Annotated in this window: 13 protein-coding genes; 6 read left to right on the forward strand and 7 right to left on the reverse strand. The window is 67.4% G+C overall.

The annotated features are described in order from the left end of the window. Positions 1–181: 181 nt before the first annotated feature. The 3 genes from Q0W90_RS00760 to Q0W90_RS00770 form a co-directional block, all read right to left on the reverse strand. On the reverse strand, positions 182–562 hold the full coding sequence (locus Q0W90_RS00760) for a DUF4189 domain-containing protein (protein WP_297594415.1): 381 nt from the start codon (positions 560–562) through the stop codon (positions 182–184). A gap of 112 nt (positions 563–674) precedes the next feature. Further along, positions 675–1,598, reverse strand: a complete 924-nt coding sequence (locus Q0W90_RS00765) for an LLM class F420-dependent oxidoreductase (RefSeq protein WP_297772712.1) — start codon at positions 1,596–1,598, stop codon at positions 675–677. 57 nt (positions 1,599–1,655) lie between these two features. Further along, a complete protein-coding gene (locus tag Q0W90_RS00770) occupies positions 1,656–2,333 on the reverse strand; it encodes an SDR family oxidoreductase (RefSeq protein WP_297772666.1) in 678 nt (225 codons plus the stop codon). A gap of 186 nt (positions 2,334–2,519) precedes the next feature. Between Q0W90_RS00770 and modA the strand changes: the two genes are divergently transcribed. The 6 genes from modA to Q0W90_RS00800 all read left to right on the forward strand — a co-directional run bounded on the left by modA (position 2,520) and on the right by Q0W90_RS00800 (position 7,880). Beyond that, a complete protein-coding gene (gene modA, locus Q0W90_RS00775) occupies positions 2,520–3,296 on the forward strand; it encodes a molybdate ABC transporter substrate-binding protein (protein ID WP_297594419.1) in 777 nt (258 codons plus the stop codon). An 8-nt stretch (positions 3,297–3,304) separates the two neighbouring features. After that, entirely contained in the window at positions 3,305–4,099 is a 795-nt protein-coding gene (locus Q0W90_RS00780) for an ABC transporter permease (protein WP_297594422.1), read from the forward strand. A gap of 9 nt (positions 4,100–4,108) precedes the next feature. Then, positions 4,109–5,212 carry a sulfate/molybdate ABC transporter ATP-binding protein gene (locus Q0W90_RS00785; protein ID WP_297772670.1) on the forward strand — a complete coding sequence of 368 codons (1,104 nt, stop codon included), beginning with the start codon at positions 4,109–4,111 and terminating at the stop codon, positions 5,210–5,212. 132 nt (positions 5,213–5,344) lie between these two features. Then, positions 5,345–6,358, forward strand: a complete 1,014-nt coding sequence (locus tag Q0W90_RS00790) for an alanine and proline-rich secreted protein Apa (protein WP_297594426.1) — start codon at positions 5,345–5,347, stop codon at positions 6,356–6,358. Positions 6,359–6,505: 147 nt separating this feature from the next. Further along, positions 6,506–6,805, forward strand: coding sequence for a GlsB/YeaQ/YmgE family stress response membrane protein (locus tag Q0W90_RS00795; RefSeq protein WP_297594428.1), 300 nt, complete (start codon positions 6,506–6,508; stop codon positions 6,803–6,805). A 46-nt stretch (positions 6,806–6,851) separates the two neighbouring features. Further along, positions 6,852–7,880 (forward strand): zinc-binding alcohol dehydrogenase family protein, encoded by a 1,029-nt coding sequence (locus tag Q0W90_RS00800; RefSeq protein ID WP_297594430.1) that lies wholly within the window; start codon positions 6,852–6,854, stop codon positions 7,878–7,880. 6 nt (positions 7,881–7,886) lie between these two features. Here the strand turns inward: Q0W90_RS00800 and Q0W90_RS00805 are convergent, their stop codons facing one another. The 4 genes from Q0W90_RS00805 to Q0W90_RS00820 all read right to left on the reverse strand — a co-directional run bounded on the left by Q0W90_RS00805 (position 7,887) and on the right by Q0W90_RS00820 (position 13,187). Beyond that, the gene (locus Q0W90_RS00805; RefSeq protein ID WP_297772675.1) at positions 7,887–8,648 is read right to left on the reverse strand and encodes a CPBP family intramembrane glutamic endopeptidase; all 762 of its coding nucleotides are present in this window, start codon (positions 8,646–8,648) and stop codon (positions 7,887–7,889) included. 182 nt (positions 8,649–8,830) lie between these two features. After that, positions 8,831–11,230, reverse strand: a complete 2,400-nt coding sequence (locus Q0W90_RS00810) for a phosphoketolase (RefSeq protein WP_297772677.1) — start codon at positions 11,228–11,230, stop codon at positions 8,831–8,833. A gap of 44 nt (positions 11,231–11,274) precedes the next feature. Further along, the gene (locus Q0W90_RS00815) at positions 11,275–12,123 is read right to left on the reverse strand and encodes an SDR family oxidoreductase (protein ID WP_297698911.1); all 849 of its coding nucleotides are present in this window, start codon (positions 12,121–12,123) and stop codon (positions 11,275–11,277) included. Positions 12,124–12,263: 140 nt separating this feature from the next. Further along, positions 12,264–13,187 (reverse strand): undecaprenyl-diphosphate phosphatase, encoded by a 924-nt coding sequence (locus tag Q0W90_RS00820; RefSeq protein ID WP_297594446.1) that lies wholly within the window; start codon positions 13,185–13,187, stop codon positions 12,264–12,266. Between the last annotated feature and the right edge of the window lie 142 nt (positions 13,188–13,329).

Genomic DNA, 13,329 nt, shown 5'->3' on the forward strand with positions numbered 1-13,329 from the left:
CTCCTGACGGGCGCTTTTGGGCACGCGACTGCGCTTACCAACCACGCTAGTCAGGCGGATACCCCGAAACCTAACTCACAACATGTGTAATCAACCACACCGCCAGTATCACGCCTGGTCGTCGACGGGCGCTGTGGCGTAGCTATCAGACCCGCGAATCACGCCGTTGTTATTGGGGCCGTCATTGGGGAGAACCTTCTCCCGCGCAGTGGTCGTGGCCTTCCTGGATCATTCCGCCGGGTGCGCGCGCCAGCGCCGCCGCCTCCGCTTCTTCGCGTGTCGGGCCCCAGCCTCCGAAGTATCTGGATTTGGCGGCGTTCAAGACGAGGGCTATGCAGCCACCCTGGCCGCTGGCCAGCAGACGACAGTCGCTGATGCTCTTGCGGCACGTATCCATGACCGCCTTCTCGGCCGCGCCCTGGTTGGCTGCGCCGTCGGTGATGCTGATGTGCCCGGTGGAGTCCGATATCGCCATCGCGATCCAATTGTTGTCGGCATGCGCGACGGGGGCCGGGGCGAACGCCACGCCAACAGCGATCGCCGCCCACGCTCGATTCTTCATGGACTTCCCGGACCTTTTCTTCTGCGCTGCGCGGTCGTGGCGCAGGTAAACGCTGGTACACAGAAGTATTACCGCGGCCCGACGAATCCGCGACCGCACGCGAGCGAAGGCTTTACAGTCCGACGAGCGGGCGCAGCGCTTCACCGGCCGCCTGGACGACGCCCGGCGTGTAGAACGGCAGGTTGATGATCACGCCGTCGATTCCCGCGTCGACCACCTTGGTCTTGATCTGATCGGCGACCGAGTCCGGGGTGCCGACCACCATCCGCTGTTTCATCTCGGCGGGAATCTGGTCGAGGTTCGCGTTTTCGTCGATCAGCACAGTGGTCAGCGTGCTGGTTTCCAGGCTGGCGGGGTCACGGCCCACCTCCTCGCAAGAGCGGCGCACCACCTCCAACTTGCCGGGCAGTTCGTCGAAGCCCGCGATCACGTTGAGGTGGTCGAAATGCCGTGCGGCGAGCGGGATTGTCTTCTTTTCGCCGCTGCCGCCGATCATCAGCGGAATGTGGTCTCGGAAGCGAGGATTGGCGAACGCCTCGCTGGAGCGGTACCACTTGCCCGAGAAGCTTGCCTGCTCGCCCTTGATCATCGGCAGGATGATCTCCAGCGCCTCGTCGAGCCGGTTGAACCTGTCGGTGAACGTCCCGAATTCAAAACCCAACTGGTCATGCTCAAGCTGGAACCAGCCCGTACCGATCCCCAGAATCGCGCGGCCCTGGCTCACCACGTCCAGCGTGGTGATGATTTTCGCCAGCAGCGTGGGGTTTCGATACGTATTGCCGGTCACCAGGGTGCCGAGCTGTACCCGTTCGGTGGCGGTGGCCAGCGCCCCCAGGGCGGTATAGGCCTCCAGCATGGGTTGATCGGGCGATCCCAACATCGGCAGTTGGTAGAAATGGTCCATCACGAAAACCGAGTCGAATCCAGCGGATTCGGCCTCGCGGGCTTGAGCGATGACGGTGGGGAAGAGTTCGTCCACGCCGGTACCGTAAGAAAAGTTGGGAATCTGCAGACCAAGTCGAATAGCCACGGTGATCACCGTAGCGATCGGCCGGGCATGGGAGAAGGGTTTGCGAAGGGCGCGCGTTACGCCTCAGGCGAACTGAGCGAGCGCACCATGGCTCACGTGCAAGGTCTGACCGGTGATGTGGCGCGCCGCCGACGTGGTCAAGAACAGTGCCAAGCGGGCGACCTCCGCGGCCACCGGCGCGGGCGTGCGTGAGAGGCCGTCGTAGCCGGCCTGAGCGCTGCGCCCACTCGCGACGGCGTTGACGGTGATTCCGCGCGTGCCGAAAACGCCTGCCTGTCCGGCGGTCCAATTGGTCAGCGCCGCTTTGATTGCGGCGTCGGCGCTGCCCGCCGGCGGATTTTCGGGTACCACGCTGATGATGGATCCGCCCGAGCGCAGGTGATCACCCACGGTTTGGACCGTCAGCACCGCCGAAAGCACCGTCGCGTCAAGGGCATTGCGCCAGGCGTTGGCCGTATCGGCGATCGAGTAGGTGCGCGGATCACCGGCCTCCCAGGTGGGTGCCGGCACGTTGACGATGGTGTCCAGGTGATGGGGGAACAGCGGGCGGGCATCTTCGAGGCTGGCCGGGTCGGTGGTGTCGCAGACGATCCCCTCGACCTCCAGTTCCTTGGCGGCGATCTCCAGATCGCTCTTGCGCGCACCCACGAGGGTCACGTTGTGGCCGTCATCGCGGAAGCCCTCGGCCACCGTGCGACCCAGCTCCGTGTCTCCGCCGGTAACCAGTACCTCCACTGCCATGACCTCCTCTGCCTGGGATTTCAGCGCGTTATGGCGTCCATCCCCGTACATGTTACTGGACAGTAGCTACCTGCGGAAATTTTTGCGCCGCGACGCGCGGATCATTTGGATAACTATTGGTGCGTCACTTTCTTGCGGCGATTCGCCGCCACGCGGGCCGCATCATCGGCGGGTTATGGTTCATCCATGCATCGGATCGGGATCCTGGCCGGTTTGGTTTCGACGATGCTGGTAGCGGGCCTGGTCGGGTGTGGTTCCAAAGCGCCGCCCGCGCAGTCCTCCCAGGCATCCGGGAAAGTCATGGTCTTTGCCGCCGCGTCGCTCAAACCGGCGTTCACCCAGATCAGCCAGCAATTCGAGGCCGAAAACCCGGGCGTCGGAGTCGAATTCCAGTTCGCGGGCTCGTCCGAGCTGGCGACCCAGTTGACGCAGGGCGCGACGGCCGACGTCTTCGCGTCGGCCGACACCGCGCAGATGGACACGGTCAGCAAGGCGGGTCTGCTGACCGGCGACCCGACGAACTTCGCGTCGAACACGTTGGTCATCGTCACCGCACCGGGCAATCCGAAAAAGGTCGGTTCCTTCGCCGACCTGGCCCGGCCCGGGCTCAACGTGGTGATCTGTCAGCAGCCGGTGCCGTGCGGTGTGGCCACGCGTCGTGTCGAGGACAGCATCGGTGTGCGTCTCAACCCGGTCAGCGAGGAACTCAGCGTGACGGACGCGCTCAACAAGGTGACCAGCGGCCAGGCCGACGCCGCGCTGGTCTACGTCACCGACGCCCAAACCGCCGGAACCAGGGTCGCGACCGTGACCTTCCCGGAGGCCGCCGGCGTGGTGAACGTCTATCCCATCGCCGTGCTGAAGAAGGCGCCGCTGCCCACCCGGGCGCGGAAATTCGTCGACCTCGTGACCTCCCCGACTGGGCAGCAGATCCTGGCCCAGGCCGGCTTCGCCAAACCCTGACCCCGACCGTGCACCGGCCTACGGATCTGCCGCGGTGGGTGTATCTCCCCGCGGCCGTCGGGACGACCTTCGTGGTGCTTCCCTTGCTGGCCATCGCGGTCAAGGTCGATTGGCCGCATTTCTGGTCGCTGATCACGAGCTCCTCGTCGAGGGCGGCGCTGGTGCTCAGCCTTCAGACCGCCACCGCCAGCACGATGCTGTGCGTGGCGCTCGGCGTGCCGATGGGGCTGGTGCTGGCCCGCAGCACGGCACGGCTCGTGTGGTTGCTGCGGCCGTTGATCCTGTTGCCGTTGGTGCTGCCGCCGGTCGTGGGCGGGATCGCGTTGTTGTACGCGTTCGGGCGGCTCGGATTGCTCGGCCAATACCTGGAGGCTGCCGGTATCAGCATCGCCTTCAGCACCACCGCCGTGGTGCTGGCGCAGACCTTCGTCTCGCTGCCGTTCCTGGTGATTTCCCTCGAAGGTGCCGCGCGTACTGCGGGAGCCGATTTCGAGGTGGTGGCCGCGACGCTGGGGGCGCGCCCCAGCGCGGTCTGGTGGCGCGTCACGCTGCCGCTGCTGGTGCCCGGCCTCGTTTCGGGCGCGGTGCTGGCGTTCGCCCGCTCGCTGGGCGAATTCGGCGCAACTTTGACCTTCGCCGGCTCGCGGCAGGGGGTCACCCGCACGCTGCCGCTGGAGATCTATTTGCAGCGGGTGACAGACGCCGACGCGGCCGTGGCGTTGTCCATCCTGCTGGTGGTGGTAGCGGCCATGGTGGTGCTGGGGCTCGGCACGCGCCGGCTGACCGGGACCGACGTCAGGTAGGGCCGGACCATGAGCGAATTGCAGTTGCGCGCGGTCGTCTCCGAGCGCCATCTGGATGTGGAGTTCTCCGTGGCCGTGGGGGAGGTGCTCGCGGTGTTGGGTCCCAATGGCGCGGGCAAATCGACTGTCCTGCATGTCATCGCGGGTCTCCTTCGACCCGACCACGGGGTGGTGCGGCTGGGGGACCGGGTCTTGACGGACACCACGGCCGGGATAAACGTCCCCACCCACGACCGCCGGGTCGGGCTGCTGCTGCAAGACGCATTGTTGTTCCCGCACATGAGTGTTGCCGCCAACGTCGCTTTTGGACCGCACAGTCGTCGCGCGTGGCTGCGCTCGGCGCGCGCGGCGCAGAAGGCGACGGCTTTGGGCTGGTTGCGGGAGGTGGACGCCGAGCGCTTTGCCGACCGAAAGCCGCGGCAGCTCTCCGGCGGGCAAGCTCAGCGGGTCGCGATCGCGCGGGCGCTGGCAGCCGAACCCGACGTGCTGTTGCTCGATGAGCCCCTGGCCGGCCTTGACGTCGCCGCGGCGGCAGCGATCCGCGCGGTGCTGCGCAAGGTCGTCACCCGCATCGGCTGCGCGGCGATCCTCGTCACCCACGACCTGCTCGACGTGCTTACGTTGGCCGATCGGGTGCTGGTACTCGAGTCCGGGACGGTCGCCGAAATCGGCCCGGTGCCCGATGTGCTCACCGCGCCCCGCAGCCATTTCGCGGCCCGCATCGCGGGTGTCAATTTGGTCAATGGAACGGTCGACCGCGACGGCTCGCTGGTCGCGCGCTCCGGCGACCGCTGGTATGCGGCCCCACGAGAACGAGGCGACCTGGTTTCGCCCGAGCAGCATGCGATCGCGGTTTTCCCGCCGACGGTGGTGGCCGTCTATCGCGATCAGCCACACGGCAGCCCCCGCAACGCCGTTGAGGTCACCGTGGCCGAGATGGACATCCGCGGGTCCGCGGTGTTGGTGCGTGGCGCTCAGCAACCCGATGGGGCCCCCGGGCTCGCCGCGGAGATCACCGCCGACGCCGCTTCGGAGTTGCGGTTGGCGCCGGGGGACCGGGTGTGGTTCTCCGTGAAAGCCCATGAGGTGGCGCTGTATCCGGCCGCGCACTGAGCGCCGCCGGCGGAGTGTCCGGGCGACGCGGGGGCACCCGGCAGGTTGCACATTGGCAACATCGGCACATCTGCGCTGCATTAGTCCGCAAAGCTCCTTGCGTCACAGCGGTAACACGGTAGGTTCGTCGCCATGGAGCAGGTGGAACCGACCTCGACCCGTCGCAAAGGACTGTGGACGACGCTGGCGATCACCACGGTGAGCGGTGCCAGCGCACTCGCCATCGCGATGCCGGCGACCTCGACTGCCGATCCCGAGGTCCCGACCCCCGTCCCGCCGAGCACGGCCACGGCCCCGCCCGCGGCACCGGCGCCGAATGGGCAACCGGCACCGGTGGATCCCAACGCGGCCCCGCCAGCACCCCTCGCGCCGAACGGGGCGCCGCCACCGGTTGACCCCAATGCGCCTCCACCGCCGCCCGTCGACCCGAACGCGCCCCCGCCGCCGCCGGTTGACCCGAACGCCGGGCGGATCAACAACGCCGTCGGCGGATTCAGCTACGTCCTGCCCGCCGGCTGGGTGGAATCCGACGCGTCCCATCTGGACTACGGCTCGGCACTGCTGAGCAAGGTGACGGGTCCGCCACCGATGCCCGACCAGCCGCCGCTGGTTGCAAACGACACCCGCATCGTGATGGGCCGCCTCGACCAAAAGCTTTACGCCAGCGCGGAAGCCGACAACGCCAAGGCCGCGGTGCGGCTGGGTTCAGACATGGGCGAGTTCTTCATGCCCTATCCCGGTACTCGCATCAACCAGGACAGCACCCCGCTCACCGGCGCCAATGGAAGCACCGGAAGCGGGTCGTACTACGAAGTCAAGTTCAGCGATGCCTCCAAGCCGAACGGCCAGATCTGGACGGGCGTCATCGGCTCGGCCAATGGCGGGAACGCGCAACGCTGGTTCGTGGTGTGGCTCGGAACCTCCAACAACCCGGTGGACAGGGGCGCGGCCAAGGCGCTCACCGAGTCGATCCAGGCTTGGACGCCGCCGACAGCTCCGCCACCGCCTCCGGGAGCCCCGCCGGCACCAGGCGCGCCGGCGCCCGCGGCTCCGGGAGCACCATCACCGGTTCCGGGCCAGGCGCCGGCCCTAGAGGTCACTCCCACCGCCCCGACACCGGCGCCGCAGCAGACCCTCTCGGCCTAACTGTCTCGATATCGCACAGAGGGCTACACCAAACCGATTGGTCAACCGTCTCCAATTCGACGCTGATTTCGTGACCCAAACTGGGTATACCGAAGTGACGGCCCAGCAAAGCGCTGGGCTTTGCCAGCGATTGCAAGGAGACCCGCGATGGACATCATGGCAGCTACCGAATACCTCGCTCGATCAAGCACACTCACCAGCGTCGGCTGGATCGGTTACATCATCATCGGCGGCATCGCCGGTGCGATTGCCAGCAAGATCATCCGCGGTAGCGGAGCCGGCATCTTGATGGACATCGTGATCGGCATTGTCGGCGCGTTGGTCGGCGGCTTCATCCTGAGCTTCTTCGTCGACACCGCGAGTGGTGGCTACTTCTTCACCTTCTTCACCGCGCTTCTCGGCTCGGTGATCTTGCTCTGGATCGTCGGCATGGTGCGCAGAACATAGCAACTTAACCCGTTGCGGCCGTGGTGGTCAGCGGCATGATGGTGTGATGGCTTCACCGGTGACCACCACGGAAATGCGCGCCTGGCGCGTGCGTCGACCCGGGCCGATGGACACCGGCCCGCTCGAGCAGGTCACCACGGAGGTGCCGCGGCCCGGGCCGTCCGAACTGCTGGTGGCCGTGCGCGCGTGCGGGGTTTGCCGCACCGACCTGCACGTCACCGAAGGCGACCTTCCCGTCCACCGCGACCGGGTCACACCCGGGCACGAGGTGGTTGGCGAGGTCATCGAAATAGGTTCCGAGGCCGGTGACGAGTTTCGGGTGGGGGACCGGGTCGGCATCGCCTGGCTGCGACACACCTGCGGCGCGTGCAAATACTGCCGTCAAGGCAACGAGAACCTGTGCCCGGAGTCGCGCTACACGGGCTGGGACACCGACGGCGGATACGCCGAATTTGCCACCGTCCCAGCCGCTTTCGCGCACCCCCTGCCCAGTGGTTACAGCGACAGCGAACTCGCCCCGTTATTGTGTGCGGGCATCATCGGTTACCGCTCGCTACTTCGCGCCGAACTGCCGCCTGGTGGACGGCTGGGTCTCTACGGTTTCGGCGGCAGCGCGCACATCACCGCGCAGGTCGCCCTGGCGCAAGGGGCCGAGGTACACGTGATGACCCGCGGATCTCGGGCCCGCGAGCTGGCATTGGAACTTGGCGCCGCATCCGCACAAGGCGCGGCGGAACCGCCGCCCGTGCCCCTGGACGCCGCGATCCTGTTTGCTCCGGTCGGCGATCTGGTCCTGCCCGCGCTGGAGGCGCTGGATCGCGGTGGCACCCTGGCGATCGCCGGGATCCACCTGTCGGACATCCCGACGCTGAACTACCAGCGCCACCTGTTTCAGGAACGCCAGGTCCGATCGGTCACCTCCAACACCAGGGCCGACGCGCGGGCCTTCCTCGACTTCGCGGGTGAGCATCACATCCAGGTAACCACGCCGGAATATCCTCTCGGACAAGCAGATCGGGCGTTGGCAGATCTGAGCGCCGGTCGCATCGCGGGCGCGGCTGTGCTGCTGGTGTGATTGCCGTCAGGTGGACAGATGCCACACGAACGCGGCCGCGAGCGCACCGAGCCCATTCAGTGACCAGTGCAGTGCGATCGGCGCGATCAGGCTGCCGCTGCGCCGGCGCAGCCAGCTGAAGACGAAGCCCGCTGCTCCCGTCACCAACACGGCACCGGTCACCCCCGTCAGCATTCCCACGATTCCGCCGCCGAACAGCCTGGTGAAACCCACATTGCTGCTGGTCAATCCGAACGACGTGGCGACGTGCCACAGACCGAACAGCAGCGAGCCCGCGAGCGCCACCCCGCGGAAGCCCCAGGCCCGGTTGAGCGCACCATGCAGGACCCCCCGAAAAGCCAGCTCCTCGGGGATGACGGTCTGCAGCGGGATGATGACCATCGAGGCGACCATCGCCCCCGAGATGGTGGCGTAGCGATTGTTCATGAACATCGGCCTGGTCGCCGGTAGCAGCACACCGACCGCGATCACCGCCGCCACGACGGCCACGGCCACCAGCGCATAGCCCAGTCCGGGCTTCCAGTGCTCGCGGCCCAGGCCGAGGTCCGCCCAGCCCAAACCGCGGCACCGCATCAAGATGACCAGCCCCACGGCGGCCGCCGGGACGGTGGCGATGCTGGCCCACGGGGTGGTGAAGTGCGCGACCAGGTCGGTCAGCACGAGAACCACCACGACGACGGCGATGTCGAGATGAAGGTGGAACCGGTGCGGCGCCGAAGGCTGGGACACCGGTGGGTGAACGTCGGCTGCCCCGGTGGCCTCAAGCATCCCACCAGTCTACCGGTGACGCCGCGCGCCGACAGGACAACGAGATCGCCGTGACGGCAACCTCGACATCGACTCGCTCGCCTCCCGGGGTCGGATGGGTCGACTCGCTCGCATCACTCACTACGCTCGTTCTGCTCGCTCGCCTCCCAGGGTCGGATGGGTCGACTCGCTCGCATCACTCACTACGCTCGTTCTGCTCGCTCGCCTCCCCAGGTCCACCCTGAGATCGCCGGGTCGTCCTCGCCGTGCTCGCGGGTGTACATCCGCGCGGCGAGACGGGCGTCGACCATGCGCTGCCGCAGCATGGCGGCGCGACTGGCCAATCCGTCGACTCGGTCGATGACGTCGATGACCAGGTGGAAGCGGTCGAGATCGTTGAGCATCACCATGTCGAAGGGCGTCGTGGTGGTGCCGCGTTCCTTGAAGCCCCGCACGTGCATATGCGCGTGATTGGTGCGGCGGTAGGTGAGTCGATGGATCAGCCACGGATAGCCGTGGTAGGCGAAGATGACCGGCCGGTCGGGGGTGAACAGCGCGTCGAACTCGCGGTCCGGCAGGCCGTGCGGGTGCTCCGAATCCGGCTGCAATCGCATCAGGTCGACGATGTTGACCACCCGCACGGCCAGCTCCGGCAGCTCGGACCGCAGGATGTCGGCGGCGGCCAGCGTCTCCAGCGTTGGGATGTCCCCGGCGCACGCCAGCACCACGTCGGGTTCGTGGGTCGCCGTGCTCGCCCATTCCCAGATGCCCAGGCCGCGGGTGCAGTGCGCGATGGCTTGGTCCATGTCGAGATACGCCAGCGCGGGCTGCTTGCCGGCGACGATGACGTTGATGTAGTCGCGGCTGCGCAGGCAGTGATCGGCCACCGACAGCAGCGTGTTGCCGTCCGGCGGCAGGTACACCCGGGTCAACTCGGGTCGCTTGTTGGCGACGAGATCGATGAAGCCCGGGTCCTGGTGGGACGCGCCGTTGTGGTCCTGCCGCCACACGTGCGAGCTCAGCAGGTAGTTCAGCGACGCGATCGGCCGCCGCCACGGCAGTTCGCGGCTGGTCGCAAGCCATTTCGCGTGCTGGTTCATCATCGAGTCGACGATGTGCACAAACGCTTCGTAGCAGTTGAACAGCCCGTGCCGCCCGGTCAGCAGGTAACCTTCCAGCCAGCCTTGGCACAGGTGCTCGGACAGCACCTCCATCACGCGGCCGTCGGGTGCCAGGTGCTCGTCGTCGGGCTCGATCTCGGACAGCCATACCTTGTCGGTCGATCCGTAGACGGCGTCGAGCCGGTTGGAGGCGGTTTCGTCGGGACCCATGAGCCGGAATCGGTCCCGGTTGCGGGCGATCACGTCGCGCAGGAAGGTGCCGAGCACCCGGGTGGCCTCGTGGGTGACGGCCGCCGGTCGCTCGACCGCCACGGCGTAGTCGCGGAAGTCCGGCAGGTCCAGGTCGTGCAGCAACAGCCCGCCGTTGGCGTGCGGGTTGGCGCTCATCCGCCGATCACCGGTGGGCGCCAGCGCCCGCAGCTCGGGCCGCAGCCTGCCGTCATCGTCGAAAAGCTGCTCGGGCCGATAGCTGCGCAGCCACTCTTCGAGCTGGGCGCGGTGGCCGGGATTGTCGTGCGTCTCCGATAGAGGGACCTGATGCGAGCGCCAGGTGCCCTCAACCTTCTTGCCGTCCACCATCTTTGGCCCGGTCCAGCCCTTGGGCGTGCGCAGCACGATCATCGGCCACACCGGCCGCTCCACCTGATGGCCGCCGCGGGCCGCGCTCTGGATGGCCGCGATCTCGTCGAAGGCGTCGTCGAGGGCGGCGGCCAGTTGCTGGTGCACGACGGCCGGATCGTCCCCGGCGACCGTGATCGGCCGGTAACCGTAGCCGCGCAGCAGCGATTCGAGTTCGGCCTGCGGGATGCGGGCCAGCACCGTCGGGTTGGCGATCTTGTAGCCGTTGAGCGCGAGGATGGGCAGCACGGCGCCGTCGGTGACCGGGTTGAGGAACTTGTTGGAGTGCCAGCTGGCGGCCAGGGGCCCCGTTTCGGCCTCGCCGTCACCGACGACGCAGGCCACCACCAGATAGGGGTTGTCCAGGGCGGCGCCGTAGGCGTGCACCAGCGCGTAGCCGAGCTCACCGCCCTCGTGAATGGATCCGGGTGTCTGGGCTGCGACGTGGCTGGGGATGCCGCCGGGGAACGAGAACTGCCGGAATAGCTTGCGCAGGCCTTCGGTGTCCTCCTCGATGCCGGTGTACACCTCGCTGTAGGTGCCTTCGAGGTACGCGTTGGCGACCAGCCCGGGGCCGCCATGACCCGGCCCGGTCACGTAGATGACGTGGGCGTCGCGGTTGCGGATGATCCGGTTCAGGTGCGCGTAGACAAGGTTGAGCCCGGGGGTGGTGCCCCAGTGCCCCAGCAACCGCGGTTTGACGTGGTCGGTGGTCAGCGGCTCGGCGAGCAGGGGGTTGTCCAGCAAATAGATCTGCCCGACCGACAAATAGTTGGCGGCGCGCCAATACTTGTCGATCAGGACCAATTCGTCGTCGGAGAGCGGAGATCCGGAGGGCGCGGTGGTTCGGGTTTCTAGGCTCACCTCGCCGATTGTGCGCGCCTCGGATGAACAATGCTCGTGCGCGGCTACTCTTCGCCGCGGGCGCGGGCTTCGTATGCGTGGCGCTTTTCGGCGTCGACGTCGTCGGTGAAGACGTGGTCGCCGCCCAGCATCCGGTTGAGCCCCTCGGCGATCCGGCGTGGCCAGAACTTCTGGGACACCACCATCGCGCCGGCCGCCTTGGTGATCCGCACCCGGGGCTTCGGGTGGGCCACCAGCTTGACGATCGCGTCGGCGATCTCGGCGGGTTCCGCGTTGCGGAAGCCCTTCATCCCGGGCGTCCCGGCGACCAGTTCGGTGTTGACGAACGTGGGCAACACCATGGAGAAGTTCACCCCGGCCGAGCGGTACTCCAGGCGGGCCGAGTCGGTGAACGCGATCACCGCGTGCTTGCTGGCGCAATAGGTGGCCAAACCGACGATGTAGAGCTCACCGGCCAGCGACGCGACGTTGATGACATGCCCCTTGCCGCGGGGCACCATGCGTTGGGCAGCCAGCTTGCTGCCCAGCATCACGCCGTAGACGTTGATGTCGAGAATCCGCCGGGTGACCGCGTCCGGCTCGTCGACGATGCGGCCGACCGGCATGATGCCGGCGTTGTTGATCAGCACGTCGATCGGGCCGAGCTGGCGTTCGACCTCGTCCAGGAAGTCCGAGAAGGAGTGCTGGTCGGTGACGTCGAGTTTCCCGTAGACGTCGAGGCCCAGGTCGGCGCCGGACTCCTTCACCCGCACCTCGTCGACGTCCCCGATCGCGACCTTGGCGCCCAGCTTGTGCAGCGCGGTCGCGGTGGCCAGCCCGATTCCCCGGGCGCCGCCGGTGATGACGATGACCTTTCCGCGGACCTTGAGGCCGATGGAAGCCGTGTCTGCCATTTTCGGTCCCTCTCGATTCTTGACGGGTGTCAACTAGACAACCCGGTAAGCACAGCACTCGAAGCCGCACTGCGCAACAACCCCGGTGGCCACCGCTCCCGCGGAACGCCCCGCCGGGCCCAGGCCCGGCGTGACACCGTTCAGCGCACGGCCAGCCACACCAGGCTGGCGCCACCGGCCAGGGCGCAGTAGATCGCGAACGGGGTCAGCGTCCGGGTCTGGAAGTACCGGGTGAGGAAACGCACGGCGAGGTAGGCGCAGACGAACGAGGCGACGCTGCCGGCCAGCACCTGGCCACCGATGCCGGCGCCCAGCGGCCCGAAGAGTTCGGGGATCTTGTAGACCCCGGCAGCCAGGATGATCGGTGTCGCGAGCAAGAAGGAGAAGCGGGCGGCGTCCTCGTGCGACAGGCCGCGCCACAGGCCGGCCACGATGGTGATCCCCGACCGGCTGATCCCGGGAAACAGGGCAAGGATCTGCGCGGCGCCGATGACCACGCCGCGCGGCAGTGGGAGTTGGGCGAGCCGAAGATCCGAGGCCTCGTCACCGTGTTCGAGTTCCTCGTCGCTCGTCGCGGGCTGACCCGGCCCGGCCGCGGGCGCGATGCGGCGACGGAGCCTCTCGCCCACGTACAGGGCGATGCCGTTGAGCAACAGGAACGTCGCCGCCGGGACGGGTTTGCCGAGTGTGGTGCGAAACAGCTGCTCGAGCGCCAGGCCGGCCAGGCCGACCGGGATGGTGCCTGCCACGATCAGCCAGGCCAGCCGCTCGCCGGGCGTCTGGATTCGGCGATACCGCAGCGAGGAGAAGAACCCGGCCAGGATGCGTATCCAGTCCCGCCAGAAGAAGAGCAGCAGGGCGGCGGCGGTGGCCACATGAAGGCCGACGATGAACGCCAGATAGGGCGAGTGAGGGGCCGAGACACTGAGATCCTGAGCCCATCGCCCGCCGGCGAGCGCCGGCACCAACACCGCGTGTCCCAAGCTCGAGACCGGGAACAGTTCGGTGACGCCTTGGAGCGCGCCGACCACCACGGCCTCGACGTAGCTCAGGTGCGCGGTCATAGTGGATGCCTCCATGGGACGACAGGTCGTGGTCGGCCTGTGACGATAGCCCACGCGGCGCCGGCGCGGGTGCCCGACTGAGCGTTCGGTCCGAGCCGAGCGGGAAGGCGCCGAATCCGCTTGCCCACCTGGCATTTTGGCC

The organism is Mycobacterium sp. (genome assembly GCF_025933915.1).
In the GTDB taxonomy this organism is placed as follows: Bacteria; Actinomycetota; Actinomycetes; order Mycobacteriales; family Mycobacteriaceae; genus Mycobacterium.

Bases quoted from the DNA above. Each gene is read 5' to 3' on its own strand.
- Q0W90_RS00760 (WP_297594415.1), bottom strand. From the start codon at position 562: ATGAAGAATCGAGCGTGGGCGGCGATCGCTGTTGGCGTGGCGTTCGCC.
- Q0W90_RS00770 (WP_297772666.1), bottom strand. From the start codon at position 2,333: ATGGCAGTGGAGGTACTGGTTACCGGCGGAGACACGGAGCTGGGTCGC.
- modA (WP_297594419.1), top strand. From the start codon at position 2,520: ATGCATCGGATCGGGATCCTGGCCGGTTTGGTTTCGACGATGCTGGTA.
- Q0W90_RS00785 (WP_297772670.1), top strand. From the start codon at position 4,109: ATGAGCGAATTGCAGTTGCGCGCGGTCGTCTCCGAGCGCCATCTGGAT.
- Q0W90_RS00790 (WP_297594426.1), top strand. From the start codon at position 5,345: ATGGAGCAGGTGGAACCGACCTCGACCCGTCGCAAAGGACTGTGGACG.
- Q0W90_RS00795 (WP_297594428.1), top strand. From the start codon at position 6,506: ATGGACATCATGGCAGCTACCGAATACCTCGCTCGATCAAGCACACTC.
- Q0W90_RS00800 (WP_297594430.1), top strand. From the start codon at position 6,852: ATGGCTTCACCGGTGACCACCACGGAAATGCGCGCCTGGCGCGTGCGT.
- Q0W90_RS00805 (WP_297772675.1), bottom strand. From the start codon at position 8,648: ATGCTTGAGGCCACCGGGGCAGCCGACGTTCACCCACCGGTGTCCCAG.
- Q0W90_RS00815 (WP_297698911.1), bottom strand. From the start codon at position 12,123: ATGGCAGACACGGCTTCCATCGGCCTCAAGGTCCGCGGAAAGGTCATC.
- Q0W90_RS00820 (WP_297594446.1), bottom strand. From the start codon at position 13,187: ATGACCGCGCACCTGAGCTACGTCGAGGCCGTGGTGGTCGGCGCGCTC.